The sequence below is a fragment of the Halomonas sp. GD1P12 genome (assembly GCF_025725645.1).
Taxonomy (GTDB): Bacteria; Pseudomonadota; Gammaproteobacteria; order Pseudomonadales; family Halomonadaceae; genus Vreelandella.
This window is the reverse complement of record NZ_CP107007.1, coordinates 1,539,281-1,565,711: the sequence shown is the minus strand read 5'-3', so window position 1 is coordinate 1,565,711 and position 26,431 is coordinate 1,539,281. Positions and strand designations below refer to the sequence as shown.

Annotated in this window: 22 protein-coding genes; 7 read left to right on the top strand and 15 right to left on the bottom strand. The window is 60.7% G+C overall.

From position 1 onward, the window contains the following. Positions 1-8: 8 nt before the first annotated feature. On the bottom strand, positions 9-527 hold the full coding sequence (locus OCT39_RS07325; RefSeq protein WP_263587007.1) for a zinc ribbon-containing protein: 519 nt from the start codon (positions 525-527) through the stop codon (positions 9-11). Positions 528-710: 183 nt separating this feature from the next. Between OCT39_RS07325 and leuS the strand changes: the two genes are divergently transcribed. The 5 genes from leuS to OCT39_RS07300 all read left to right on the top strand — a co-directional run bounded on the left by leuS (position 711) and on the right by OCT39_RS07300 (position 6,268). Next, positions 711-3,296, top strand: coding sequence for a leucine--tRNA ligase (leuS, locus tag OCT39_RS07320; RefSeq protein ID WP_263587006.1), 2,586 nt, complete (start codon positions 711-713; stop codon positions 3,294-3,296). Further along, positions 3,293-3,799, top strand: a complete 507-nt coding sequence (locus tag OCT39_RS07315; RefSeq protein WP_263587005.1) for a hypothetical protein — start codon at positions 3,293-3,295, stop codon at positions 3,797-3,799. The genes leuS and OCT39_RS07315 overlap by 4 nt, the downstream gene beginning before the upstream one ends. Beyond that, positions 3,796-4,857, top strand: coding sequence for a DNA polymerase III subunit delta (gene holA / locus OCT39_RS07310; protein ID WP_263587004.1), 1,062 nt, complete (start codon positions 3,796-3,798; stop codon positions 4,855-4,857). Before OCT39_RS07315 ends, holA begins: the two co-directional genes overlap by 4 nt. 78 nt (positions 4,858-4,935) lie before the next feature. After that, complete coding sequence (locus OCT39_RS07305) at positions 4,936-5,334, top strand: PA2779 family protein (RefSeq protein WP_263587003.1); 399 nt, start codon at positions 4,936-4,938, stop codon at positions 5,332-5,334. A 7-nt stretch (positions 5,335-5,341) separates the two neighbouring features. Then, positions 5,342-6,268 (top strand): PA2778 family cysteine peptidase, encoded by a 927-nt coding sequence (locus OCT39_RS07300; protein ID WP_263587002.1) that lies wholly within the window; start codon positions 5,342-5,344, stop codon positions 6,266-6,268. Between the two features lie 60 nt (positions 6,269-6,328). Here OCT39_RS07300 and sthA read toward each other — a convergent pair whose 3' ends face one another. From sthA to OCT39_RS07255, 9 genes are all read right to left on the bottom strand, one after another. Continuing rightward, positions 6,329-7,720: a Si-specific NAD(P)(+) transhydrogenase gene (sthA, locus tag OCT39_RS07295; protein WP_263587001.1), complete on the bottom strand. Its 1,392-nt coding sequence runs from the start codon at positions 7,718-7,720 to the stop codon at positions 6,329-6,331. Positions 7,721-7,790: 70 nt separating this feature from the next. After that, on the bottom strand, positions 7,791-8,045 hold the full coding sequence (nqrM, locus tag OCT39_RS07290; RefSeq protein ID WP_263587000.1) for a (Na+)-NQR maturation NqrM: 255 nt from the start codon (positions 8,043-8,045) through the stop codon (positions 7,791-7,793). A gap of 245 nt (positions 8,046-8,290) precedes the next feature. After that, on the bottom strand, positions 8,291-9,523 hold the full coding sequence (nqrF, locus tag OCT39_RS07285) for an NADH:ubiquinone reductase (Na(+)-transporting) subunit F (protein ID WP_263586999.1): 1,233 nt from the start codon (positions 9,521-9,523) through the stop codon (positions 8,291-8,293). A 61-nt stretch (positions 9,524-9,584) separates the two neighbouring features. After that, the gene (nqrE, locus tag OCT39_RS07280) at positions 9,585-10,202 is read right to left on the bottom strand and encodes an NADH:ubiquinone reductase (Na(+)-transporting) subunit E (protein ID WP_227390977.1); all 618 of its coding nucleotides are present in this window, start codon (positions 10,200-10,202) and stop codon (positions 9,585-9,587) included. Between the two features lies 1 nt (position 10,203). Beyond that, positions 10,204-10,872 carry an NADH:ubiquinone reductase (Na(+)-transporting) subunit D gene (locus tag OCT39_RS07275; RefSeq protein WP_263586998.1) on the bottom strand — a complete coding sequence of 223 codons (669 nt, stop codon included), beginning with the start codon at positions 10,870-10,872 and terminating at the stop codon, positions 10,204-10,206. 2 nt (positions 10,873-10,874) lie between these two features. After that, positions 10,875-11,696: a Na(+)-translocating NADH-quinone reductase subunit C gene (locus OCT39_RS07270; RefSeq protein ID WP_263586997.1), complete on the bottom strand. Its 822-nt coding sequence runs from the start codon at positions 11,694-11,696 to the stop codon at positions 10,875-10,877. After that, positions 11,696-12,919: an NADH:ubiquinone reductase (Na(+)-transporting) subunit B gene (locus OCT39_RS07265; protein WP_263586996.1), complete on the bottom strand. Its 1,224-nt coding sequence runs from the start codon at positions 12,917-12,919 to the stop codon at positions 11,696-11,698. Before OCT39_RS07265 ends, OCT39_RS07270 begins: the two co-directional genes overlap by 1 nt. A 1-nt stretch (position 12,920) precedes the next feature. Continuing rightward, complete coding sequence (locus OCT39_RS07260; protein ID WP_263586995.1) at positions 12,921-14,270, bottom strand: Na(+)-translocating NADH-quinone reductase subunit A; 1,350 nt, start codon at positions 14,268-14,270, stop codon at positions 12,921-12,923. Between the two features lie 281 nt (positions 14,271-14,551). Beyond that, complete coding sequence (locus OCT39_RS07255) at positions 14,552-16,009, bottom strand: glyceraldehyde-3-phosphate dehydrogenase (RefSeq protein WP_263586994.1); 1,458 nt, start codon at positions 16,007-16,009, stop codon at positions 14,552-14,554. A 353-nt stretch (positions 16,010-16,362) separates the two neighbouring features. On the opposite strand from OCT39_RS07255, the gene mfd reads away from it, so the two are divergent. Both mfd and OCT39_RS07245 read left to right on the top strand, forming a co-directional pair. Then, on the top strand, positions 16,363-19,815 hold the full coding sequence (gene mfd, locus OCT39_RS07250) for a transcription-repair coupling factor (RefSeq protein WP_263586993.1): 3,453 nt from the start codon (positions 16,363-16,365) through the stop codon (positions 19,813-19,815). Positions 19,816-19,910: 95 nt separating this feature from the next. Then, entirely contained in the window at positions 19,911-21,053 is a 1,143-nt protein-coding gene (locus OCT39_RS07245; RefSeq protein ID WP_263586992.1) for a L,D-transpeptidase family protein, read from the top strand. 177 nt (positions 21,054-21,230) lie between these two features. On the opposite strand, the gene OCT39_RS07240 is transcribed toward OCT39_RS07245, so the two are convergent. The 5 genes from OCT39_RS07240 to topA all read right to left on the bottom strand — a co-directional run bounded on the left by OCT39_RS07240 (position 21,231) and on the right by topA (position 26,133). Next, positions 21,231-21,494, bottom strand: coding sequence for an Lpp/OprI family alanine-zipper lipoprotein (locus tag OCT39_RS07240; RefSeq protein WP_252109286.1), 264 nt, complete (start codon positions 21,492-21,494; stop codon positions 21,231-21,233). Between the two features lie 240 nt (positions 21,495-21,734). Further along, positions 21,735-22,361: a L,D-transpeptidase gene (locus tag OCT39_RS07235; RefSeq protein ID WP_263586991.1), complete on the bottom strand. Its 627-nt coding sequence runs from the start codon at positions 22,359-22,361 to the stop codon at positions 21,735-21,737. A 103-nt stretch (positions 22,362-22,464) separates the two neighbouring features. Next, a complete protein-coding gene (locus tag OCT39_RS07230; RefSeq protein WP_263586990.1) occupies positions 22,465-22,935 on the bottom strand; it encodes a 2-hydroxyacyl-CoA dehydratase in 471 nt (156 codons plus the stop codon). 112 nt (positions 22,936-23,047) lie between these two features. Next, positions 23,048-23,509, bottom strand: coding sequence for a DUF6586 family protein (locus OCT39_RS07225; protein WP_263586989.1), 462 nt, complete (start codon positions 23,507-23,509; stop codon positions 23,048-23,050). Then, positions 23,506-26,133, bottom strand: coding sequence for a type I DNA topoisomerase (topA, locus tag OCT39_RS07220; protein ID WP_263586988.1), 2,628 nt, complete (start codon positions 26,131-26,133; stop codon positions 23,506-23,508). Before topA ends, OCT39_RS07225 begins: the two co-directional genes overlap by 4 nt. Positions 26,134-26,431: the final 298 nt, after the last annotated feature.

Genomic DNA, 26,431 nt, shown 5'->3' with positions numbered 1-26,431 from the left:
GCCGAATATCAGGTTTCGACGATTTTCGTGGGGAAGCGATAGAAGTAGCGGTGACCGCACTGATGGCAAGGTTCGATGCGCGAGACACGCTCGAGCATGACCTGGGTATCACAGTGCACGCAGGCCATGAGACCGGGTGCGGCCATTTCGCCTTCGCAGTAATCTGCCCGGGCGGCTTCCAGGTCATCCTCGAAGCGTTCGCGCTCGACCACGCTGCGATCGGCGATGGATAGAAGCGACTCAACCACTCGCCGCGACAGCGTATCGACGTCGATCCCCAGCCACTGAGCCACCTGCTTGCCGGAGTCCGCCATGTAGTGGCGCATGTCTTTCAAATCGCGCTCGACCCAGGCGCGCAGCAGCGCCAGCTCGTCCTTGGTGTACTCTTCGAACTCGGCCTCGAAGGCGACGGCGTCGTCCAGATCCTTTTGCAGGTTCGTCCAGGTCAATTCGCCCGCGCCGTTTTTCATGCGCTCCAAAAGACGCTCGTAGCCTTCGCGTAAACGGTGGTCGTTATCTCGTTCCATGGATGCTCTCCTTTCTCAATACCGCTTTAAATACCGCGCTTGACTGCCTGGCCGCTATCGCTGGCTAACCGTTCAAGGTTACACCAGCATAGGATACAATCGGCATTACTGATCTGACAGCCGTCATTCTCATTCATACCGCGCCCGAATCGGGCGAACTACGCCAAGGCATTGAAAAAACCGATGGATGCACATTATAGCCCTCGCGAGATCGAACGTGACGCCCAGCAGTACTGGGACAAGAACCAGTGCTTCAAGGCGGTAGAAGACGCCAATCGCGAAAAGTTCTACTGCCTCTCCATGTTCCCCTACCCCAGCGGTAAGCTCCACATGGGCCACGTGCGCAACTACACCATTGGCGATGTGGTCTCGCGCTTTCATCGGATGCAGGGCAAGAACGTTCTGCAGCCCATGGGGTGGGACGCCTTCGGCATGCCGGCGGAAAACGCCGCCATTCAAAACCAGGTGCCGCCGGGTGAATGGACCTACCAGAATATCGATTATATGCGCACCCAGCTCAAGGCGCTGGGCTTCGCCTACGACTGGAGCCGCGAATTCGCCACTTGCGATTCGAGTTACTACCGCTGGGAGCAGTGGTTCTTCGGCAAGCTGATCGAAAAGGGCCTGGTCTACAAGAAGATGTCCACGGTCAACTGGGACCCGGTGGACCAGACGGTGCTGGCCAACGAGCAGGTGATCGAAGGCCGCGGCTGGCGCTCCGGCGCTTTAGTCGAGCGCAAGGAGATTCCGCTGTGGTTTTTGAAGATCACCGACTACGCCGACGAACTGCTGGCGGATCTCGACAAGGTCGAATGGCCCGAGCAGGTCAAGACCATGCAGCGCAACTGGATCGGTAAGTCGAAGGGCGTCGAACTCAGCTTCGACATCGAAGCCCAGGGCGGCGACGCGTGTGAGCCGCTGTCGGTTTACACCACTCGCCCGGATACGCTGATGGGCGTGACCTACGTGGCCGTCGCCGCCGGCCATCCGCTTGCCAAAGCGGCCGCCGAGCACAACGCAGAGCTTGCCGCATTTTGCGAAGAGTGCGCCAGAGGCGGCACCTCGGAAGCCGAAATGGCGACCAAGGAGAAACTCGGCATGCCCACCGGCCACCGGGCCGTGCACCCGATCACCGGCGAGCGCGTGCCGGTTTACGTTGCCAACTTCGTGCTCATGGAGTTCGGTACCGGCGCGGTCATGGCCGTACCCGCCCACGACCAGCGCGACTGGGAGTTCGCCACCAAATACGGCGTCGCGATCAAACCCGTGATTGCCGATGCGAACGGCAAGACGCCGGATCTAAGCCGGGAAGCCTTTGTCGAGCACGGCACGCTGATCAACTCCGGCGAGTTCGACGGGCTCGGTTTCGAGGCGGCGTTTGACGCCATTGCCGGAAAGCTTGCCGAGCTTGGCCGCGGCGAAACCAAAACCAACTTCCGTATTCGCGACTGGGGCGTGGCCCGCCAGCGCTACTGGGGCGCGCCGATTCCGGTCAAGTACGGCCCGGAAGGTCAGACCGTGGCGCTCACCGACGATGAGCTACCCGTCGAGCTTCCCATGGAAGTCACCGTCGACGCCTCGGGCTCGCCGCTCAAGAAAATGCCCGAATTTTTTGATCTGGGCGATGGCTGGACGCGGGAAACCGACACTTTCGACACCTTCATGGAGTCCTCCTGGTACTTCGCCCGCTTCGCCTGCGCCGATAACCACGAGGCGATGCTCGACGAGCGCGCCAACTACTGGCTGCCGGTGGATCTTTACATCGGCGGCATCGAGCACGCCATTCTTCACCTGCTCTACGCGCGCTTCTTCCACAAGCTGATGCGAGATTTCGGCCTGGTCGAGAGTGATGAGCCGTTCCAGCAGCTGCTCACCCAGGGCATGGTCATCGCCGAGACCTACTACCGCACGCTCGATAACGGCGGTAAGCAGTGGTTCAACCCGGCGGACGTCGATGTGAAGCGCGACGACAAGGGCCGCCCGATCAGCGCGGTGCTGGTGAGCGACGGTGAGCCGGTCGAGATGGGCGGCATCGAGAAGATGTCCAAGTCGAAAAACAACGGTGTCGACCCGCAGTCGATGATCGAGCGCTTCGGCGCCGACACGGTACGTCTTTTCATGATGTTCGCCGCGCCGCCGGAGCAGTCGCTCGAGTGGTCCGACTCCGGCGTCGAAGGCGCGCACCGCTTTTTGAAGCGTATCTGGCGTCAGGTCAGCGAGCACATGGAGGCCGGCGAGCCCCAGCCGCTGGATAAAGGCGCGCTTAACGACGACGAAAAAGCTCTGCGACGCAAGACGCACGAGACGATCAAGAAAGCGAGCGACGACATCGGTCGGCGCACCACTTTCAATACCGCCATCGCGGCAGTGATGGAGCTCTCCAACGCCGTCGGCAAGTTCGATGCAACCGCCAGCCAGGGCCTGGCCGTGGCACGCGAAGCGCTCGAGGCCTGCGTACTGATTCTCGCGCCGATCACCCCGCACCTTTGCCACACCCTTTGGCAGCAGCTTGGCCACCAGGAGCCGGCCATCGAGGCGACCTGGCCCGCGGTGGATGAAGCGGCGCTGACCCGTGACAGCCTTGAGCTTGTCGTGCAGGTCAACGGCAAATTGCGCGCCCGCCTCGAGGTACCGGCGGATGCGGATAAAGCCTCCATCGAGCGTCTGGCGATGGAGAACGACAACGTACAGCGCCATCTCGAGGGCCAAACGGTGCGTAAGGTCATCGTGGTTCCGGGCAAGCTGGTCAACATCGTGGTGGGCGGATGAGCACACTCTATACACGCCGGCGGTTACTCGCACTGGGGAGCGTCGCCGTATCGGCGGCGCTGCTGGCAGGCTGTGGCTTTCGGCTGCGCCGCGAAGGCACATTGACCAGCCTGCCGCCGCTCAGCCTCGAAGGCGACACCTCCACGTCGCTTGCCCGCGAGCTCGACAGCCTACTTACCCGCCAGGGCACCGACGTGACCCCGGGCGCCCCCTGGCGGGTCACGCTGGGCACGCCGGTGGTCGAGAACCGGTCGCTGGGAAGCGAAGGCCGCGCCAACCGTGACCACGAGCTCACCATGCGCGTAACGCTTTCGGTACAGCAGCGTGAGAACGGCGCCTACGCGCTCAATAACGATATCGTCTCGACGGCCACGCGCATTCGTATCAACGAGGACGACCTCTTGAACCGAGAATTGCTGCTGGACGAGGCGAAACAGACGCTATCGCGTCAGCTCGCCCAGCGCATCGTCGAGCGCCTGGCGACACTTGAGGCGTCGCCTTGAAGGTCTTTGCCGACCAGCTAGGCGGCCAGCTCGCCAAAAAGCTTCCGCGGGCGGTGATCGTCGCCGGTGAAGAGCCGCTTCAGCATCGCGACGCCTGCGACGCCGTGCGCCAGGCCGCGCGCGGCGCCGGCATCGAGGAGCGCGAAGTACTCGACGTGGAGCCCAACTTTGCCTGGGGGCGGCTTCTCGAAACCGCCAGCAACCTGTCGCTCTTTGCCAGCAGCAAGCTTTTGGAGCTGCGCCTTGGCACCCAAAAGCTCGGCCAGGAGGGCGCGAAAGCGCTCGCCCAGTACGCCGAGCTGATGGAGCAAAGCGACGATGTCCTGCTGATCAGCATGGGCAAGCTCGACGCCAAGCAGCAGAAAAGCGCCTGGTTCAAGGCGCTCGACAAGCACGGGCTGTTCGTGCCGGTGTGGCCGGTGGATGCCTCCCGGCTCGGCTACTGGCTGCGTGACCGCGCCGGGCTTCACGGCGTGCAGATCGATCTGGACGCCGCGCGTCTTTTGGGCGAGCGCACCGAAGGTAACCTGCTTGCCGCCGACCAGGAGCTTCAAAAGCTTGCGCTGATTCACCCGCCGAATACGCGGCTCAACGTGGACAGCATCGCCGTGGGCGTCGAGGATAGCGCCCGCTTCGACGTCTTCAACCTGTCCGACGCGTGCCTCAAGGGCGAGCCGCAGCGTGTCTCAAGAATCGTCACCGGGCTTAGAAGCGAAGGCGTGGAAGCGCCGATCGTCCTCTGGGCATTGACCCGAGAACTTCGAACGCTTCTGTCGCTGCACCAGCATCTGGATCAGGGGCAAAGCTTCGAGCACGCTTGCAAGACGCAAAAGCCGATGATTTTCGACAAGCGCCGACCGGCCTATCAAAAGGCGATCAGCCGCCTGCCGATGAAGCGTTTGCACAAGCTTTTGCTGATGGCTCAGCGACTCGATCTCGCGGTCAAGGGCGCCAGTGGCGTGCCGCTCTGGCCAGGCCTTCACGATTTGGCGATGACGATGGGCGGCGCCAAGGGTATACTCGCCGAAACCCCGTGGACCTACCGCATCGGGGTTTAGTGCGCCGCTCTTGCGTGGCGCCTTCATAACCAACTTTATTAGAAAAAGCGCTCTGATAGCGTTCAAGGATCGAATACCATGAAAACCCTGCGTTCCACCCTGTCTGCCCTGTTGATTCTAGCGTTGGTCGTCACCAGCCTTCCGATCATGGCCTCTGTGGACGCCTCCAATCGCGCCCTGATCTCCACGCAGTCAGTGCTCGCCAGCGACCAGGCCGGCGCCGAGCGTCAGCGTATCAGCGACGTGCTCGCCCGTGCCGATGTCCAGCAGGCCCTCGTTAACCAGGGCGTCGACCCGGTCGAGGTTCAGGCCCGCGTGGCCGCTTTAAGCGATAGCGAAGCGAAAGAGATGGCTCAGCGTCTGGACGAGCTGCCCGCTGGCGCCAGCGGCGTAGTCGGCGCGTTGTTTGCCGTATTCATCATCCTGTTGATCACCGATATTCTCGGTCTGACCGACGTCTATCCGTTCACGCGCTAAGCATTCGATGCGTCGTCTCGCTCACTACGCCCGCACTGCGGGCGTTTTTGTACTCGCCCTTTGGCTTAGCGGCTGTGCGCGACATCCGGTGCTGCTCGAAAGCACGTATCGAACCATCACGCCTCGCGTCGAGCTGACTGATGTGCCCTTCTTCGCCCAACGCGAGTATCAGTGCGGCCCGGCGAGTCTGGCCATGGTGCTCAACCATCAAGGCGAAAGCGTAGCCCTGGAGACGCTCATTCGCGAGGTGTACCTGCCCGGTCGCGAAGGCAGCCTGCAGCCGGAAATGCTCGCCAGTGTGCGCCGTCATGACTTGATCCCCTATGTAATCCGCCCCACCCTGGATGCGTTGCTGCGCCACCTGGACGCGGGTGAGCCGGTCGTGGTGATGCAGAACCTGGCGCTGCCTGTCTACCCGCTGTGGCATTACGCGGTCGCGATCGGTTTTGATTTGGCCAACGAGCGGCTGCTCTTGCGAAGCGGGGAAATCGAGCGTCATGCGCTCGCTTTCAGCCGTTTCGACGCCACTTGGGCGCGCAGCGAGCGCTGGGGATTCGTGGTCAAGGCGCCAGGAGAGCTGCCCGTCGATGTCTCGGCGCGCGGCGCGCTGGACGCCATCAGCGCGTTCGAGGCGCTGAACGGCGCAAGCGCGGCACTACCCAGCTGGCAGGCGCTGGTCGAGCGTCACCCTGAAAGCGGGCTAGCCTGGTTCGCGCTGGGAAACGCCTTTTATAGCGAAGGTGAACCGAGCAGCGCGCGCCACGCCTTCGAGGCGGCTACCCGCGCAGACCCGACGCTTGGCGCAGCGTGGCTGAATATGGGGTTACTGCTGGCACTCGAAAACGATATGGAGGCGTCACAAGCGGCGCTGCGCCGAGCCGCCGAAATCGCAGGCCCGTGGCAGGCGCGCGCTCAGGAGCTACTGGACGACTGACATTTCGACCACAAGAAACAAAAAGGGCCCAATGGGCCCTTTTCGATCGAAGGCGTTTGATCAAAACACCCGATTCAACCCATTTTGCGCCGCCACCCGGTAGGCTTCGGCCATGGTCGGGTAGTTGAAGGTGGTATTGACGAAGTAGCGCAGCGTGTTCGCCTCGCCCTCTTGCTGCATGATCGCCTGGCCGATATGAAGAATTTCCGAGGCCTGGTCACCGAAGCAGTGGATGCCCAGAATCTCCAGCGTATCCTGGTGGAACAAAATCTTGAGCATCCCGACCGTGTCGCCGGTAATCTGCGCCCGGGCGGTGTCCTTGAAAAACGCCTTGCCCACTTCGTAGGGCACCTTCGCCTCGGTCAGCTCGCGCTCGTTGGGACCAAAGGAGCTGATTTCGGGAATGGTGTAGATGCCGGTTGGAATATCGGTGACGAAGCGATACTCCTTGTCGAGCAGCTCGTTGCTCGAGTTCAGGCCCTGATCATAGGCGGCGCTGGCCAGACTCGGCCAGCCGATCACATCCCCGGCGGCGTGAATATGGGGAAGCTCGGTACGGTAGTGATCATCGACACTGAGCTGGCCGCGGCCGTTGGGCTGCAGCGCGATATTCTCAAGGCCGAGTGAATCGGTGTTACCGGTGCGCCCGTTGGCCCACAGGAACGCGTCGGCACGAATCTTCTTGCCGGATTTAAGATAGACCACGACGCCGGACTCGTCGGGCTCGACACGGTCGTACTCCTCGTTATGCCGAATCAGCACGCCGTGCTTGCGCAGATGGTACGACAGCGCATCGCTGATTTCGTCGTCCAAAAACGACAGCAAACTATCGCGGCTGTTGATCAGATCGACCTTGATACCGAGCCCGGAGAAGATCGATGCGTACTCACAGCCGATGACGCCGGCGCCAAAGATCACCAGGGTGCGCGGCGTGTGCGCCATGGCAAGAATGGTGTCGGAGCAGTAGATGCGCGGGTGGCTGAAGTCGATGTCACCCGGGCGGTACGGGCGCGAGCCAGTGGCGATCACGAACTTCTTCGCCACCAGCTCCTCGACACCTTCCTGACGGTCGCGAACGAGGAGCGTATGCTCATCCTTGAAGCGCGCGGTGCCGTGAATCAGGTCGATACGGTTGCGCGCGTAAAAGGTGGTGCGCATTTCGACCTGTTTATCGATGGTATCGCGAGAGCGCTCCATGACGCGTGGGTAGGAGAACATGCGCGGCTCGCCGATGTCGCGAAACATGCGGTTGGTATTGAACGCCATGATCTGCTTGACCTGGTGGCGCAGCGCCTTGGAGGGAATGGTCCCCCAGTGGGTGCAGTTTCCGCCGACCTGCGGCTGTTTCTCGATGATGGCCACGCGCTGATCGTTCTTTGCCGCGTTGATGGCCGCGCTCTCGCCCGCGGGCCCCGTACCGATCACCACGACATCGTAATTGTGAACCGCCATACCGTCTGCGTCTCCTCGATCCCATTTCGCGCACGCTAACGCGTGTGCGGTCCTGTCCCTTGCGTGGCGCTCAGCGCCGCGTGGCGTCGTAGCCCAGATCCGCGCCGCGGCTCTCGTCGCTTGCACGACGAGCGCTTCCGCGCTTGCGGTTCTCTTCCTCGCAAACCTTGTCCTTGCCGCCGCAAATATCGCAGCCGTCCTTCATGCCGATCTGATTCAAGCCACCGCAGGAGCCTGCAATGGGCTTGCGCCCGACCAGCACACCCACCGCCATCGCGGTCATGATCAGCGCCATGAAACCAAATACCAGTAGCCAAATAGCCATTGAAACCTCCTGGGACGTTACCTGCCCTCGAGACAGTTGCGATAAGCAAAAGTGCCTGGCGGAGCAGTTGTGCGTCGTTACTCAAGGTGTACGGCCTCATTATACCGTAAATACGGGGTATGATCAGGCAGTAGGCCTTTTAACCAAAACCGGCTTTGAACCTGGTTCATCGAAACGGGCGTGCAAGCGCTATAAAAAGAGCGGGGCCGGCCCATGGCCAGCCCCGCTCTGCGTACATCGACTTCTTAACCGCCGAAGTCGTCCAGCATGATGTTTTCCGGCTCAACGCCCATATCCAGCAGCAGTTTGATCACGGAGGCGTTCATCATGGGCGGACCGCACATGTAGTACTCGCAGTCCTCCGGCGCCGGGTGATCCTTCAGGTACTCTTCGTAGAGCACGTTGTGGATGAAGCCCGTCGCCCCTTCCCAGTTGTCTTCCGGCAGCGGATCGGAAAGCGCCAGGTGCCATTCGAAGTTCGGGAACTCCTCGGCCAGCTGATCGTACTCCTCGTTGTAGAACGTTTCGCGCCAGGAGCGCGCGCCGTACCAGAACGAGATTTTTCGATCGGTCTTCAAACGCTTCAACTGATCGAAGATGTGGCTGCGCATCGGCGCCATGCCGGCACCACCGCCGATGAAAATCATCTCGGCATCGGTGTCCTTGGCAAAGAACTCACCAAACGGCCCCATGACTTCCACCTTGTCGCCTTCTTTCAGGCTGAAGACGTAAGTCGACATCAGGCCCGGCGGGTGGTCCGATTTGGGCGGCGGCGTGGCGATACGGATGTTGAACTTGAGAAGACCCTTCTCTTCCGGGTAGTTCGCCATCGAGTAGGCGCGGATGACCTCTTCGTTGTTCTTGTGCCGAACGTCGAACAGGTTGAACTGCTCCCAGTCGCCGCGATACTCCTCGTCGATATCGAAATCCGAAAACTTGATATCGTAAGGCGGGGCCACCAGCTGCACGTAGCCACCGGCGCGGAAGGCCACTTCTTCGCCTTCGGGAAGCTTCAGGTTCAGCTCCTTGATGAAGGTCGCAACGTTGGGGTTCGCGGTAACCACGGTTTCCCACTTCTTGACGCCGAACACTTCTTCGGGCACTTCGATCTTCATGTCCTGCTTGACCGGTACCTGACAGGACAAACGCCAGCCTTCCTTCTTTTCACGCATGGTGAAGTGCGACTCTTCGGTCGGCAGAATCGAGCCGCCGCCCTCTTCCACGCGGCATTTGCACTGCGCGCAGGAGCCGCCGCCGCCACAGGCGGAGGAGAGGAAAATGCCGTTGGCCGCCAGCGTGTTCAAAAGCTTGCCGCCGGCCTGGGTCTTCAGGGTGTTCTCGGGGTCGTCGTTGACTTCGATCGTCACGTCCCCGCTACTCACGAGCTTGCTGCGCGCTGCCAGAATGATCGCCGTCAAACTGATGACGATGACCGTGAACATGACAACACCGAGCAAGATGATGGATGTATCAACCATGTCGGTTTCCTATTGCTGAGGGTGTTCTCGGCGACGAGGCGCCGCCGAGAACACCGGCCGATTAAAGCTGAATGCCCGAGAAGGACATGAAGCCCAGGGACATCAAGCCAACGGTGATGAACGTAATACCCAGACCCTGTAGGCCACCGGGAACGTCGCTGTACTTCAGCTTTTCGCGGATACCCGCGAGTGCGGCGATCGCCAGCGCCCAGCCGGTACCGGCACCGAAGCCATACACCACGGCCTCACCGAAGTTGTAGCTACGCTCGACCATGAACAGTACGCCACCGAGGATGGCGCAGTTCACGGTAATCAGCGGCAGGAAAACGCCCAGCGCGTTGTAGAGCGACGGCACGTACTTGTCCAGAAACATCTCCATGATCTGGACCAGTGCGGCGATGACGCCGATATAGGAGAGCAGACCCAAAAACGACAGGTCGATGTTCTCGGCACCTTCGATACCGGTCCAGGTCAACGCGCCTTCCTGAAGCAGGTACGTGTAGACCAGGTTGTTCACCGGCACGGTGACGGTCAGTACTACGATGACCGCGATGCCCAGGCCAATGGCCGAGGAGACCTTCTTCGAGACCGCCAGGAACGTACACATGCCCAAAAAGAAGGCAAGCGCCATGTTCTCGACGAACACCGAAGCGACGAAAAGGCTCAGATAGTGTTCCATGTTACACGGCCTCCTTCGGCTTGGTGTTTTCCTTCATCTTGAACTCGTTCTCCTCGACCTGCTCCGGGTTGATCGAGCGCAGTACCCAGATCAAAAGGCCGATGATGAAGAACGCGGAAGGCGGCAGAAGCAGCAGGCCGTTACCGATATACCAGCCCCCATCCTGCACGGTCGGCAAAACGGTGAAACCGAACACGCTGCCTGCACCCAGAAGCTCGCGGAAGAAACCCACGACCATCAGCACGAAGCCGTAACCCAAGCCATTACCGATACCGTCGAGAAACGACATGCCCGGCGTGTTGGACATGGCGAAGCCTTCGGCACGTCCCATCACGATGCAGTTGGTGATGATCAGACCAACGAACACCGAGAGCTGCTTGGACATCTCGTAGGCGTAGGCTTTCAGAATCTGATCGACCACGATGACCAACGAGGCGATGATCGTCATCTGTACGATGATCCGGATCGCGGACGGGATGTGATTACGAATCAGCGAGACGAACAGATTCGAAAACGCGGTAACGAAGATAACCGCCAGCGCCATGACCAGCGATACGCTCATGCTGGTGGTGACCGCCAGCGCCGAGCAGATCCCCAGAATTTGCAGTGCGATGGGGTTGTTCTGAAATATGGGCGCGGTCAACACGCCCTTTGCATTTACATCCGCCATGATCAAGCCCCCTCAACGTCGTTGAAGTTGGTGTCGGTGTCTTCGGCGTCATCCGGCTCGGCGTTTTCACGAAAACGCGCCAGATACGGGCCAAAGCCCTCTTCGCTGAGCCAGAATTGCAGCATGTTGGTCACGCCGTTACTGGTCAGCGTGGCGCCGGACAGCGCATCCACTTCGTACTCGCTGCTGGCGCCGCCCTTGGTCAGGTGAATTTCCGGCGACAGGTCACCCTCGTCGTCGTAGATCTTTTTACCTTCCCACTGAGCCTGCCAGCGCGGGTTGTTCACTTCCGCACCGAGCCCGGGCGTTTCGCTGTGCTCGTAGTAGGTGATACTCACGATGGTGTTGCCGTCACCTTCCACGGACAAAAAGCCGCGCATACGGCCCCACAGGCCCTGACCGCGAATCGGCAGCACGATCTGCTCGGGGCTGTCGGGATCACCCACAAGATAGACGGTCGAGTAGCTTTCGACCCGCGAAAGACCGGCAATGTCACGGTCACCGGAGAGCGTGCGGCCAGTGGCCGGATCGCGCGAGGCTTCGAAACCGTCGTACTCGTCGGCATCATACTGATCGGTGTACTCACCGGTCTCGAGCTCAACGACGCGCCCGGTGATCTGCTCGCTGAACGCCTCTTCGACATCCATCCCCGGCTCGTAAAGCTTGGCCACGTTGAGGATGTTGGTTTTACGGTCGAGCTCCTGGTTGAGCTGCTGGGTGGGGCGAAGCGCCACCGCGGCCGTCGACACGATCACCGAACAGACGATACATAGCGAAAACGCCACGATCAGAATTTTCTTGATGGAGTTATTACCTTGTGCCATTAGGCAGTCTCCTCGGCCGGTGTACCGACGCGCTTCTTGCGCCGTTTGACATTGGCCTGGACGAAGAAGTAATCGATCAAGGGTGCGAACAGGTTCGAGAACAGGATCGCCAGCATGATGCCTTCCGGGAAGGCCGGGTTCACCACGCGGATCAATACCGTCATCACACCGATCAATGCACCAAAGACCAGGCGGCCCTGATTGGTCATCGAAGCCGATACAGGGTCGGTCGCCATGAACACCATGCCGAAAGCGAAGCCGCCGATGACCAAATGCCAGTACCAGGGCATCGCGAACATCGGGTTGGAGTCGGAGCCGATCAGATTGAACAGCGTGCTGGTGATCACCATGCCGAGGAAGACCCCGAGCATGATTCGCCAGTTCGCGACCTTGGTCCAGAGCAGTACGGCAGCACCCATTAGAATCGCCAGCGTCGATACCTCACCCACCGACCCCGGAATGAAGCCAAGGAAGGCGTCCGTCCAGCTGAAGGTGTTGGCCAGAGTATCCATGCCGTCCTGATACGCCATGGAGAGCGCGGTCGCACCGGTATAGCCATCGGCGGCGACCCAAACGCTGTCGCCGGAGATCTGCGCCGGGTAGGCGAAGTACAAAAACGCCCGTCCGGTCAACGCCGGGTTGAGGAAGTTCTTGCCCGTACCGCCGAAGATCTCCTTACCGATGACGACGCCGAAGGTGATACCCAGCGCCACCTGCCAAAGCGGGATGGTGGCGGGCAAAATCAAGGCGTAGAGCACCGAGGTCACGAAGAAGCCTTCGTTCACCTCGTGGCCGCGTTTGATCGCGAACAGCACTTCCCAGAACCCGCCGACGGCGAAAGTCACGAGATAAATCGGCAGAAAGTAGGTCGCGCCGAGCACAAAGTTCGCCCAGAAGCTGCCCGGGTCGTGGCCGCCGGCCACCGCCATCATGATCGCTTCGCGCCAGCCGCCCATTGAGGCGTAGCCCGCATCGATCGCGACGTTAGCCTGCCAGCCGGCGTTCCACATGCCAAAAAACATGGCCGGGAACGTGCATAGCCACATGGTGATCATGATCCGCTTGAGATCGATACCGTCGCGGATATGAGCGGTGGTCTTGGCCACGCTCGGCGGCGAATAGAAAATGGTGTCGACCGCTTCATAAAGCGGATAGAACTTCTCGTATTTGCCGCCCTTGTGGAAGTGCGGCTCGAGCGTGTCGAGTGTCTGTCGGATACCCATATCAGGCCTCTTTCTCGATCATGGTGAGGTTGTCACGCAGGATAGGGCCATACTCGTACTTGCCGGGACACGCGTAGGTGCAAAGCGCGAGGTCTTCCTCGTCGAGCTCTAGGCATCCAAGGTCCATGGCAGATTCGATGTCACCCACGATCAGCGACCGCAGAAGCTGGGTCGGCATCACGTCCAACGGCATAACCCGCTCGTAGTTGCCCACCGGCACCATCGCCCGCTCGGAGCCGTTGGTGGAGGTGGTCGGCGCGAAGTTGTTGAGCCCCTTGAATTTGGACAGATAAATGCCCATGACCGAGTGGCGGTTCGTGCCGGGCGAAAGCCACCCCATGAAGGTACGCTTGTTACCCTCTTCGAGGAGACTCACCTGATTGTGAAAGCGGCCGAGATAGGTCAGCTTGCCTTCGGCGGCAAAGCCCGAGAAGACAGAGCCGGAAATGATCCGCGTGCCGTGCGGCTCGATCACCTCGCCTTCGAAAAGCTCGTCAAGGTTCGCGCCGAGGCGCGTACGTACCAGACGCGGCTTTTCAGAGCGCGGGCCGCCCACGGCGACGATCCGGCTAACGTCGAGCTTGCCTTCAGAAAACAGCTTGCCGAAAGCGATCACGTCCTGATAGCCGATGTGCCATACACTCTTGTGCAGCGCGACCGGCGACAGGTAGTGAATGTGGGTGCCGACCAGCCCCGCCGGATGCGGCCCCTTGAAGCTTTCGGTCTTCACACCCTCGATGTCGCCACCGGGAATGGAGGCGTTTTCACCCGTGCACAGAAAAACGTTGCCCTCGGTCAGGCGGGTTAGCACCTTGAGGCCGTCTTCGAATGCCTGGGTATTTTCATCGATGATGACACCGGGGTCAGCGCTGAGCGGATGGGTATCCACCGCGGTGACGAAGATGTCGGAAGGCGTCGCGTCGAGCGCCGGCGTGCGCGAGAAGGGTCGCGTACGCAGCGCCGTCCAAAGCCCTGTTTCGACCAGTTGGTCGACGACCAGCTGGCGGTCGAGAGTGGCCAAGGCGTCACGCTCGTGAGAAGCGAAGGTCATCGCTTCTTCGTTTTCGTCGACCTTGATGACCACAGAGAGTAAACGTCTTTTTTCGCCACGGTTAATGGCTACCACTTCACCGCCGGCCGGAGCGGTAAAGCGCACCCCTTCCGTTTTCTTGTCGGTGAACAGTAGCTGGCCCAGTTTGACCTTATCCCCTTCCTGAACTTCCATGGTTGGCTTCATGCCAACGTAGTCAGTACCCAGGATGGCCACATGGCGCACTGGCTGCGCATCGTCGATACGCTGCTCAGGCGCTCCCGTGATGGGAAGATCCAGGCCTTTTTTGACTTCGATCATAGTCTCGCCCAGTTGATGGATCGGATATACGAAGGTAAGGGGTTCGAATGCTTCTTTTCTGCATAGAGATTTTTTGTTGGCTGTGCAGATTGTTACCAGTCAGGCCCAAGCACGCTTGAACCACCCCGAAAAATCTACCGTATTATAAAGATAAGCGCGGCCAATGACCACATCCACCACCGCCTCCTAAAGTGCTATATACATATACACCCAGGTTTATTTACCCATAAAAAAACGCCACCTTATCGGTGGCGTTTGAGGCCTTGAGCATTGCGAGAGCGTCAGTGGCGCGGCAGTTTCAAAAACTCGACGTTGGACATGTGCTGCAGAATGCGGATCACCTGGCAGCTGTAGCCGAACTCGTTGTCGTACCACATGTAGACCACCGCGTGGTTGCCGTTGGCGATGGTCGCCTTGGCATCGACGATACCGGCGTGGCGATTACCCACGAAATCGGACGACACCACCTCCGCCGAGTCGACGAAGTCGATCTGCTTTTGAAAGTTGGAATCGATCGACATACGGCGCAGGTAGTCGTTGAGCGAGGCGGCGTCGGTCTCCTTCTCGAGCGTCAGGTTCAAGATCGCCATGGAGACGTTGGGCGTGGGCACGCGAATGGCGTTGCCGGTCAGCTTGCCTTCGAGCTCCGGTAGCGCCTTGGCCACCGCCTTGGCCGCGCCGGTTTCGGTCAACACCATGTTGAGCGCGGCGCTGCGACCGCGACGATCGCCCTTATGATAGTTGTCGATCAGGTTCTGGTCGTTGGTGTAGGCGTGTACGGTTTCGACGTGGCCCGTCTTGACGCCATACTCGTCGTTGAGCACCTTGAGCACCGGTACGATGGCATTGGTGGTGCAAGAGGCCGCCGAAACGATACGATCATCGGCACCGATAGACGTGTGGTTGATGCCGTAGACAATGTTCTTGATGTCGCCCTTGCCCGGCGCGGTGAGAAGCGCCTTCGCCGCGCCCTTGCACTCCAGGTGCTGGCCAAGGCCCGCTTCGTCGCGCCAGATGCCAGTGTTATCGACCACTACCGCGTTATGGATACCGTAAACGGTGTAGTCGACCTCCGCCGGCGAGTCGGCGTAGATCACCTGCACCACGTTGCCGTTGACGGTCAAGGTGCGCGCCTCGACGCCGACCGAAATCGAGCCCTCGAAAGGGCCGTGAACCGAGTCGCGGCGCAAAAGGCTCGCGCGCTTTTCGAGATCCTTGCCAATATCACCGCGACCGCGCACCACGATCGCACGCAGGCGCAGAAGATTGCCCCCACCGGCCTTCTCCACCAGCACGCGGGCCAATAGCCGGCCGATACGGCCAAAACCATAAAGCACGACATCCTTGGGCTCGCCAATGCTTGCGCCCGCCTGGTAGCCGTCGACGATCTCATCGAGCTCGCGGGTCAAAAAGGCGTTCAAATCACCGCCGCCTTGATGCTTGAAGCTGACCGCGAGCTTGCCGATATCGACGTGGGCCGGCCCCAGATTCATCGCCGCCATCGCCTCGACGATCGGGAACGTGTCCTGGACCGACAGCTCAGTGCCTTCGATTTTACGCACGAAGCGGTGATCCTTGAGAATGCGGATGACCGACTTTTTGATCAGCGAGCGCCCGAACATGGTGGCGACAACGTTGTTCTGACGATATAGCTTCCCGACCAGCGGAATCATCTGCTCGGCAAGTGCTTCGTCGCTTTGCCACTGTTGAAAAACGTTCTCGAGCGTTGACTGACTCACGGGCGGCCTCTTTACGTGTTGGATCGGGGAAGATAATCGACGTGTATTATCCGGGGCTTACAGTGAGGCCGCAATCAAAGGATAGTCGCACGCCGTGTAGGGGTATTACAGAAACGTCCATTTGACTACAAACTCAAAACGCGCTTGCCGCTACGCAAAACCGACCCGGAGCGCCTCTAGCCGGGCAGCTCAACCTGTCATGGCCTATGGTGTATGATGCTCGATTTGCCCGGACACAAACTTTAGTCGATCAGCCGTCACATGACAGCTACCCATCGACACGGATTCAAGCGATCGTCGCTTAAACGACAGACATTCATACGACAGATATTCACACGATAGATACTTAGACTATGTCCTCTTTTTCCCTGCTCGACCCACCCAGCCCCCAGGGGGTACGGGATACGCTCTATTTAACGGCGCCGCCGGGCAGTGCAACGGCGCTGGCACTGGCGCGCATCGCAGGCAACGGCCCGCTTTTGGTCATCACGCCAAGCACCGCCAGTGCCCAGCGACTGGAACAGGACCTGGCTTTTTACAGTCAGGTGCCGGTATTGCCGTTTCCAGACTGGGAGACGCTGCCTTACGACAGCTTTTCTCCGCACCAGGATATCGTCTCAGCGCGGCTCAGAACGCTGAAGCTGCTCCAAAAAGGCGTCAAGGGCATCGTGCTGATATCGATCAACACGCTGATGCAGCGCCTTGCGCCGGTCGACTACATCGCCGGGCGCGTCATGACGCTCAAAGCCGGCGCGACGCTTGCGCGCGAAAGCTTTCGCGAGTCGCTAATGCGGGCCGGCTACCGGGCGGTCGAAACCGTGTATGAGCCCGGCGAGTACGCCATGCGCGGCGCGCTGATCGACCTGTTCCCCATGGGGGTAAATGAGCCGATCCGCATTGACCTGTTCGACGATGAGATCGACACGCTGCGCCATTTCGATCCAGGCAACCAGCGCTCCACGGAAAAAGTCGAGGCGATCGAGCTTCTGCCCGCCCATGAGTATTCGCTGAGCCGCAGCGCCATCGCCTGCTTTCGCGAGCAGTTCGAAACCCTGTTTGACGTCGACCCGCGCCAGTGTCCGCTTTATAACGATGCGCTCAAGGCGATCCCCTCCCCGGGGCTCGAGCACTACCTGCCACTGTTTTTCGACGAAACCGCCTCGCTTTTCGAGCACGTCACGCCAGACACGCGGGTTGCGCTTCTGCCGGACGTGTACGAGGCCGCCGAGCAGCACTGGCGCGCGATCGAGTCGCGCTATGAGAACCTGGGGGTCGACCCGACCCGCCCGCTGGTGCCGCCGAGCCGCGCGTTCATACCGGTCAACGACCTGTTTGCCCGCATCAAGGAGCGCCCCCGGCTGGAGCTTCTTCACGACGGCGCCACTCAGCGTCACTCCCAAGCACCAGAGGCTCAGGCGCTGCCTGCTCTCGCCCTCAATGCGCGGGCGCAGAAGCCGTTCGAAGCGCTTTCCGGTTTTTTGGCCACTAACCCGGAGTCGCGCGTGCTGTTCGTCGCCGAATCGCGGGGGCGGCGCGAAGCGCTCGAGGAGCTATTAGCGCCGCTGCGCCTGGGGCTCGAGGCGGTGGACGGGTTCGACGCGTTCATGGCCGGCCAAACGCGCGCCGCCATCACCGAAAGCCAGGTATCGAGCGGGCTATGGCTGACCGACCCGAACGTGGCGGTCATCACCGAAACCGAGCTTTTCGGCGACGTGGTGCGCCAGACCCGGCGCCAGGAGAAAGCGACTGACGACAACGAGCTGGCGGTACGCCATCTTTCCGAGCTCAAGGAGGGCGCGCCGGTGGTTCACCAGGCCCACGGTGTCGGGCGCTACCTGGGGCTCGAGGCACTGGAAGCTGGCGGCCAGGCCAACGAGTTTTTGGCGCTGGAGTACGAGGGCGGTGCCAAACTCTACGTGCCGGTCGACAGCCTCCACTTGATTTCGCGCTACAACGGCGCCGATGACGAAAACGCCCCGCTCAATAAGCTCGGCTCGGACCAGTGGGAGAAAGCGCGACGCAAGGCCGCCGAAAAGATTCGCGATACCGCCGCGGAACTGCTCGATATCTACGCCCGGCGCGAGGCCCAGCAGGGCACGGTGTACGACACGCCGGACGCCGAGTACAACCGCTTTGCTGCCAGCTTCCCGTTCGAGGAGACGCCGGATCAGAAGGCCGCGATCGAGGCGGTCATCGGTGACATGATTTCGCCCCAGCCGATGGATCGCGTGGTATGTGGCGATGTCGGCTTTGGCAAGACCGAAGTCGCGATGCGCGCCGCGTTTCTGGCGGTACAGTCCGGCCGTCAGGTGGTCGTGCTGGTACCCACCACCCTGCTCGCCCGCCAGCACTTCGAGAACTTCCGCGACCGCTTCGCCGACACCGCCGTCAACATCAGCCTCATTTCGCGCTTCACCGGTAGCAAGGAGATGACCAAAACCCTCGAGAACATCAAGGAGGGCCAGGCGGATATCGTCATCGGTACCCATAAGCTGCTCTCGAAAAGCGTCGAACTGCCCAAAATGGGGCTTTTGATCATCGACGAGGAGCACCGATTTGGAGTCGCCCAGAAGGAGAAGCTCAAGACCCTGCGCGCCGAGATCGACATTCTCACGCTCACCGCCACGCCGATTCCACGCACGCTGAACATGGCGATGAGCGGCATTCGCGATCTTTCGATCATCGCCACGCCCCCGGCCCGGCGTCTGTCGGTCAAGACCTTCGTTCAGCAACGCAACGAAAGCCTGATCAAGGAGGCGCTGCTGCGAGAAATTCTGCGCGGCGGCCAGGTTTACTTCCTGCACAACGAAGTCAAGACCATCGAGAACACCGCCGAGCAGCTTCGCGAGCTGGTGCCCGAGGCGCGCGTGGGCGTGGCCCATGGCCAGCTACCGGAGCGAAGCCTGGAGCGCGTGATGTCGGATTTTTATCACCGCCGCTTCAACGTGCTGGTCTGCTCGACGATCATCGAAACCGGTATCGACGTACCGAGCGCCAATACCATCCTGATCGAGCGCGCGGACAAGTTCGGGCTGGCTCAGCTTCACCAGCTGCGCGGGCGGGTTGGGCGCAGCCACCACCAGGCCTACGCGTACCTTCTGACGCCGCCGCCCAAGTCGATGACCCGCGATGCGGTCAAGCGCCTGGAAGCCATCAGTGCCTCCATCGATCTGGGTGCGGGCTTTCAGCTCGCCAGCCACGATATGGAAATTCGCGGCGCCGGCGAGCTTTTGGGCGACGAGCAGAGCGGCCAGATGGAAACCATCGGCTACTCGCTCTACATGGAAATGCTCGATCGCGCGGTCAAGGCGATCCGCGCCGGCAAAACGCCCAATATCGAAGCCCCGTTCAATACCGGCGTCGAAATAGGGCTCAACCTGCCAGCGCTAATCCCCAACGACTATATTCATGACGTGCAGCAGCGGCTGGTGATGTATAAGCGCATCGCCAATACGCAAAGCGATGCCGAGCTCAAGGAGCTCCAGGTCGAGCTGATCGACCGTTTCGGCTTGCTCCCGCAACCGCTCAAGAACCTGATGCGACAGACTCGCTTGCGCCATCGCGCCGAACCGCTGGGCATCGCGCGTATCGAGGCCGGCGAAAGCCGTGGACGGGTTCTGTTCAGTGCCGACACCCAGGTCGACCCGCTCACCCTGGTGAAGCTCATTCAAACCTCGCCGGCGCACTACCGCCTCGACGGCTCGGACACCTTGAAGTTCGAATTCGCCATGGAAAAACCCGAGCAGCGCTTCGAGGCCGTCGAAAACCTGTTGGGTCTTCTCAACCAAAAAGTAGCGGCAGCGTGAACCTTGATGCAAACTTGACCTTAAGCCGCCTACACAAGCGGATAGGCTCGAATCAGGCCGCCATGCGGCGGTGGATCAACTCATTAGGAACGACCATGAAAACACGACGCACCCTTAACCTTTGGGGGCCAACCAGCCTGGCCGTACTGCTGGCCGCGACCCTGGGCGCCCCGGCCTACGCGCAAGAGGCGGCCGAACAGCCGCCCCAGGTGGCGACACCGGGCCTCGACGCCGACGCGCTTGCCAGCGCCGAGCAGGTCAGCGCGCAGCGCGAGCTGCCCCGCGGCCATTTCCGTCTGCCGGAAGAAGGCGACATCGTCGGCCAGTACTACACCGTCACGGTAGACGATCCGGAAGAGACCCTGCTCGATATCGCCAGGCGCCACAACATCGGCTACGAAGAGATCCGCATGGCGAATCCGGATGTGAGCCTTTGGGTACCCGGTGAAGGCACCGAAGTGATCATTCCGGCCCAATACATTCTGCCGCCGGCAGAGCGTAAGGGGATCGTGGTGAACCTGTCCGAGCTTCGCCTCTACTACTACCCGGAAAACAGTCCCGGTATCGTCGAAACCTATCCGGTAAGTGTGGGCCGTGAAGAGTTCGCGACGCCGGTCGGCATGACACAGACCACGGTCAAGGTAAAGGACCCGGCCTGGGCTCCGCCCGCCTCCATGCGCCGTGAAGCGGCCGAGCGCGGCGACCCGGCACCGGAAATCGTGCCCGCCGGCCCGGACAACCCGCTGGGCCGTCACGCGATCCTGCTGGGCATGCCGAGCTATTTGATTCACGGCACCAACCGCCCAGACGGGGTCGGCATGCGCGTCAGCCGCGGCTGTATTCGCATGTACCCGGAAGATATCGAGTCGCTTTATGAGCGCGTACCCAGCGGTACCCAGGTCAACCTGATGGATGCACCGTTCAAGGCCGGCTGGGGTGCCGACGGCACGCTTTACGTGCAGTCCTACCCGCAACTCGAAGAGAACGTGGGCGACTTCGAGCCGCTTTTGAACGCCATCGAGCGCGTCGAGTCGCTGACCGACGAGGAACTCGAGATCGACTACGAACAGGTCAAGCGCGCGGTCGAGTCTCCGAACGGCCGTTTCGTCGCCCTTTACGGCCCCCAGGCCCCGGCCCCGGCGCCCGAGTCCCCCGCCGAAAAGGCGCCTTCCGAGCGTCAGGGCCTGTTCGAGGATATCGAGCTGAGTGCCACCGTCGAGTCTGACAGCGACGCCTAAGGGTGTAAACAGTGAAAAAGGGCACCCCACCGGGGCGCCCTTTTTTATGCCCGCTCGATCAGCGGCCGCGTATCCCGCGCTGACCTCAGGCATTAAAAAAACCCCGCACAAGGCGGGGTTTTTTTACATCTAACGCAGACCGCTGAGCCGTTTGAGTGCTCAGTGGTCCATGCAGAATTACTTCTGCATGGAGCGCTGGAACTGACGGCTCATTTCTTCACGGCCTTGCTCAGACATCTGCAGAGCGGCTTGCGCGTCGCGCTGAGCCTGGTTTGCAGTGTTCAGAGCCTGAGAAGCCATGCTGCGAGCTTCTGCAGCGTCAGCCTGTGCAGATTCAGCAGTCATGCGTACTTCTTCCAGCGCGCTGGTAGAGGCACAACCAGCCAGAACGGCCAGAGAAGCAGCGGCAGCAGTCATTTTCAGAGCAGTCTTCAGAGTCATGATGTTCTCCTTGAGTCTTCCTTGGGTACTACGTTGAAGGTCTGACAAAGCGTAAGGCTAGAAGCTAGCTTAAGATTTGTCTACCTGCGGTAAAGGTTCTTTCCAATGACCGACTCGATGATCCAATCACGTGTGATTCGGGTCACGTTGTCGAAGTCAAACGCTGTTTTATATTAGTCCACAACGCTTGTCTATAGTCACCGTCCAAAACCTCGAACTTCCTTATGGATCACCATCATACTAGCGGATCACAACGCGAGTGCCAACATCGACCAGCGATGCAATGCGCTCGATCTGCTGATTGTTGACGGCGATGCAGCCCTGGGTCCAGTGATAGCGCCCATGAATGTCTGGATCGGAGGTGCCGATACCGTGAATACCGATCGCCCCGCCGAGCGCGGTGTTTTGCGGCGGAAAGCCGTAGCGGCGGTACTCGTCGAAGTAGGCCTCGTAATCGGCCTGGGTATAGACACCCTTCTCCAGCGCCATACGCGCATGGGCCGGCGTGGGGTAGTCGATACCGATGAAAATGCGCCACTTGCTCTGGTTATTGAAGCGGTAGATGCGAAATTCGCCCAGGGGTGTGGTGCTATCGCCGCGCACCCGGTGGGTACGCGCCCCACCGGTTCCCCGGGAAATCGGCGAGAAGTGCTCGATTCGGTCGCTACCGCGAAAAATACTCAACGATGAGGCCTGATCGTCGATCAGCACCCAAAGCTCGCTACTGTGACGCGGCGCCGCCGCGCGGCTGATGAGCGTGCCCACGAGATCACTCGGTGCCGGTGTCACGGGAGCAATGACGTTGGCACTGGCCACGGCCGGAAAGCCCATGGCGAGTGCTAAAAAGCGGCGGCGGTTTACGGGCATCGATCGGCTCTCGGTACGGGCCGGGGCAACCGGCCAGCGGGTATGAATGGGCTGGAACGTTTATACCCCATTGCCCCGGTGCCTGTCAGCGCCCAGGCTAAAATCAGATATCCTCGAACTCGCGCATGCTGGTCACGATCTTGCGAAGCTCGGCTTCGTGCCCTTCGGCGAGAGAGTTGAAAAACGCCGCTTCCTCCTCGATTTTGGCGCACTCGGCGCGGTGGGCATAAAGCGCGCGAAGATTCTCCTGGGCTTCTGATGCGGTTTCGATCACCCCGTCGATCGAGTCGGCCACGCTGCGCTGGGTAATCGCCTCGAGCCTTGGCGGCTGGGGGAAATCGCCGGTTTCGTCGAACCACAGCTCCATCACTTCGCTATGATCAGAACCGTCGTGAAACAGCGCCTCGAGTCCGCTTTGCATCTTGACCTCGCGAGAGGCGAGATAGGTCAACGCCATCGACAGCCGCTCGTTGTCGGTACGATCGGCGCCGTCACTGTAGCGCTTGGCCATGCGGGCGTGGTAGTCCGCGGCCCACGTAATCAAATCCTTGACCTGGTTGTAACGCGTATCCATGAGTTCTCCTTGTGAACAGCGCGGGCAGTCACCGTTGCCCGCTCGACACTTTCTTTCAAGCGCGTACTCTAGAGCATTTGGCGCCGGCCGGGTTCCCCAGAAAACGGATGAATCACCACTCGTGGCTGGTTTCGCGCAGCGCCGTCATCTCTTTTTTGGCCGCCTGAACGCTTTGATAAAGTGAGGATGCAAACGAAGCCTCGCTTGCAAGCGCGATCATCGAAGGGTTGTTGATGGGCCGCTTGGCCGCGCCTTCATCGCCGTGAAGCTTCAAAAGCGCGCCGATCAGCCAGCCAAGCCAGCTTTCGGGCTGGCCGGCCAAATCGCGCAGACGAATCAGCTCGGCAAGCTCCGGGCCGTCGGCTGCCAACAGCGTCTGCCAGCGGCGCGTATCCAGGCGCGCGTGCTCGGTGACCTCGGCGAGAAAGCTCTCCAGCGCCAGCTCGAATAGCGCCAGTGCTCCCTCTTCGATCGCCATCTGGCGCGTCACGTAATGCTCGTCGTCATGAACCGGCGTTTCGATCAGAAGCTCCGCCTGATAGAGCAGTTGGTTGGTGCGGGACCGGGCACTCACTTGCGCTTGTCCTCGACGTGCCACTTGCCGCCCTCGAAGGTGGCCTTCCAACCGGTCGCCTTGCCCTCTTCATCGGTCATCACGTACTGCTCCTTGTTCTTGCGCGAGTAGCGAATCTGCGCCGGGCGGCCATCCGGATCTTCGCTCGGCGCCTTGAGAATGAAGTGGTACTTCTCCGGTAGCTCATCCTTATGCGCCTTGAGCTCCTTGACCAGCGGCGGGCGCGTTTCACGATTCTTGGGAAACTTGCTGGCGGCCAGAAACAGCCCGCTCGCCCCGTCGCGCAGCACGTAGTGATCCTCGACCTTTTGACAGGCGAGCTCTGGCATCGGGATCGGGTCCATCTTCGGCGGGGCCACTTCGCCGCTTCTCAGCAGTTTGCGCGTGTTCTTGCACTCGCTGTTGGTACAGCCAAAGTATTTGCCGAAACGCCCGGACTTGAGCTGCATTTCGCTGCCGCACTTGTCGCACTCGATGACCGGACCTTCGTAGCCCTTGATCTTGAACTTGCCGTGCTCCACCTCGAAACCGGTGCAGTCCGGGCTCTGGCCACATATGTGCAGCTTACGCGTTTCATCGATCAGGTAGCTGTCCATCGCCGTGCCGCACTTGCCGCAGCGGCGTTTGGCGCGAAGCGCATCGGTTTCCGCCTCTTCGCCGGCGTCTTCGGCCACCACTTCCTCGCCGGGGATCAGGTCGATAGTGGTCTTGCAGCGCTCCTTGGGCGGCAGGTTGTAGCCGCTGCAGCCCAGAAACACGCCGGTCGAAGCGGTGCGGATCTGCATGTCGCGCCCGCAGGCCGGGCACTCGATGTCCGTGGGCACCGGCTGGTTAGGGCGCATGCCCTCCTCGCTTTCCGCCCGGCCAAGCTCTTCACGAAATTCGCCGTAGAAGCTATCGAGCAGCGCCTGCCAGTTGCGCTCACCTTCGGCCACTTCGTCGAGACTATCCTCCATGCGCGCGGTGAAGGAGTAGTCCATCAAATCCGGAAACGACTCCTTCAAGCGCTCAGTGACGATATCGCCGAGCTTTTCGGCGTAAAAGCGCCGGCTTTCAAGCTTGACGTAGCCGCGATCCTGAATGGTCGAAATGATCGCCGCGTAGGTCGAGGGCCGACCGATGCCCTGTTTCTCGAGTTCCTTGACCAGGCTCGCTTCGGTGTAGCGCGCCGGTGGCTTGGTGAAGTGCTGCTGCGGGTCGAGCGCCTCCAGCGTCATCGGTGTTTTGACCGGCAGGTCCGGCAGGCTTTGATCTTCGTTTTTACCCGCAGGCTTGATGACCCGGGTATAGCCATCGAACTTCAGCACCCGCCCCTTGGCGCGCAGATCATAACCGTCTACCTCGACGCTCAGCGTGCTCGACAGGTACTCCGCCGGCACCATCTGGCAGGCAACGAACTGGCGCCAGATCAGCTCGTAAAGGCGCTCGGCGTCGCGCTCCATGCCGGAAAGATCGCTCGCCTTGCGCGACACCTCGGAGGGGCGAATCGCCTCGTGGGCCTCCTGGGCGCTCTCCTTGCTCGAGTAGCGGTTGGGGTTTTCCGGCAGGTAGCGCTTACCGAATTCGCCCTCGATATAGTCCCGCGCGCTCTCGACCGCATCCTTTGACAGATTGGTGGAGTCGGTACGCATGTAGGTGATGTAGCCCGCCTCATACAAGCGCTGGGCCATGGTCATGGTCTTTTTCACCGAGAAGCCGAGCCGGCCGCTGGCCGCCTGCTGCAGCGTCGAGGTGATGAAGGGCGCGCCGGGTTTGGAGCTGGTCGGCTTGTCTTCACGGTTGGTGATCGAGAGCGAGGCGCTTTTCAGCGCCTCGATGCGCGAGTAGGTCTCATCCTGTGAGGTCGGGCGAAACGCCTGGCCATCCTGACGGGCGAGCGCGAAACGTACCGGTACGCCGTCTGGCGACACCAGATCGGCGTGCACGTCCCAAAACTCTTCAGGGATGAAGGCGCGAATATCGCGCTCGCGCTCGACGATCAGGCGCACCGCCACCGACTGCACGCGCCCAGCGGAAAGGCCGCGGGCGATCTTCGCCCACAAAAGTGGCGAGAGCATGAAGCCGACCACGCGGTCGAGAAAGCGCCGCGCTTGCTGGGCCTCCACACGGGGAATATTGAGCGCCCCCGGCGACTTGAACGCATCCTGAATGGCGTTTTTAGTGATCTCGTTGAACACCACGCGCTTGTAGCGAGCATCGTCACCGCCAATGGTCTCGCGCAGGTGCCAGGCGATCGCCTCCCCTTCGCGGTCCAAATCCGTTGCGAGATAGACGGCGTCGGCCTTTTCCGCGAGCTTTTTGAGCTCGGCGACGACCTTCTCTTTACCGGGGAGAATTTCGTAATGGGCCTCCCAGCCGTTGGCCGGGTCGATACCCATGCGCCGAATCAGCTGATCGTGGGCTTTCTTCTTTTTGTACTCCGCCTTTTCATCCGGCGAAAGCTTTCGGGTCGCTGCGGCCTGGCGCGCGCGCTCCTTGGGGTCGACGGCGGTCTTGCCCGAGCCGCTGGTCGGCAGGTCACGAATATGACCCACGCTCGACTTAACGATAAAATCGTTGCCGAGATACTTATTGATCGTCTTCGCCTTGGCGGGCGACTCGACGATGACCAGTGACTTGCCCATAGTGCTCCACTTCCTGTTGCCTAAGCGTTCAAGAGCGCTCTTGCGCGCTGTGCCCAAGAGCCGCTCTAAATACGTGCCGCGCTGAAAACGTTTAAAACGCCAGGCGGCCTGAAAAATGCGCCTACCCTACCCCAGCCCTTTCCCAAGCGCCAGTGGCGCCATACGCCAGGCGCCCTTTACTAAATAGGGGTCTAACCCCGCGTTTGCAAATTTTCGTTCAAAAAAGCCCCGCGCCTTTAAATCCTGATCGTCTCGACCCCGATCGACCAGAGGCAATAAAAAAGCCCCCGGACAGGCC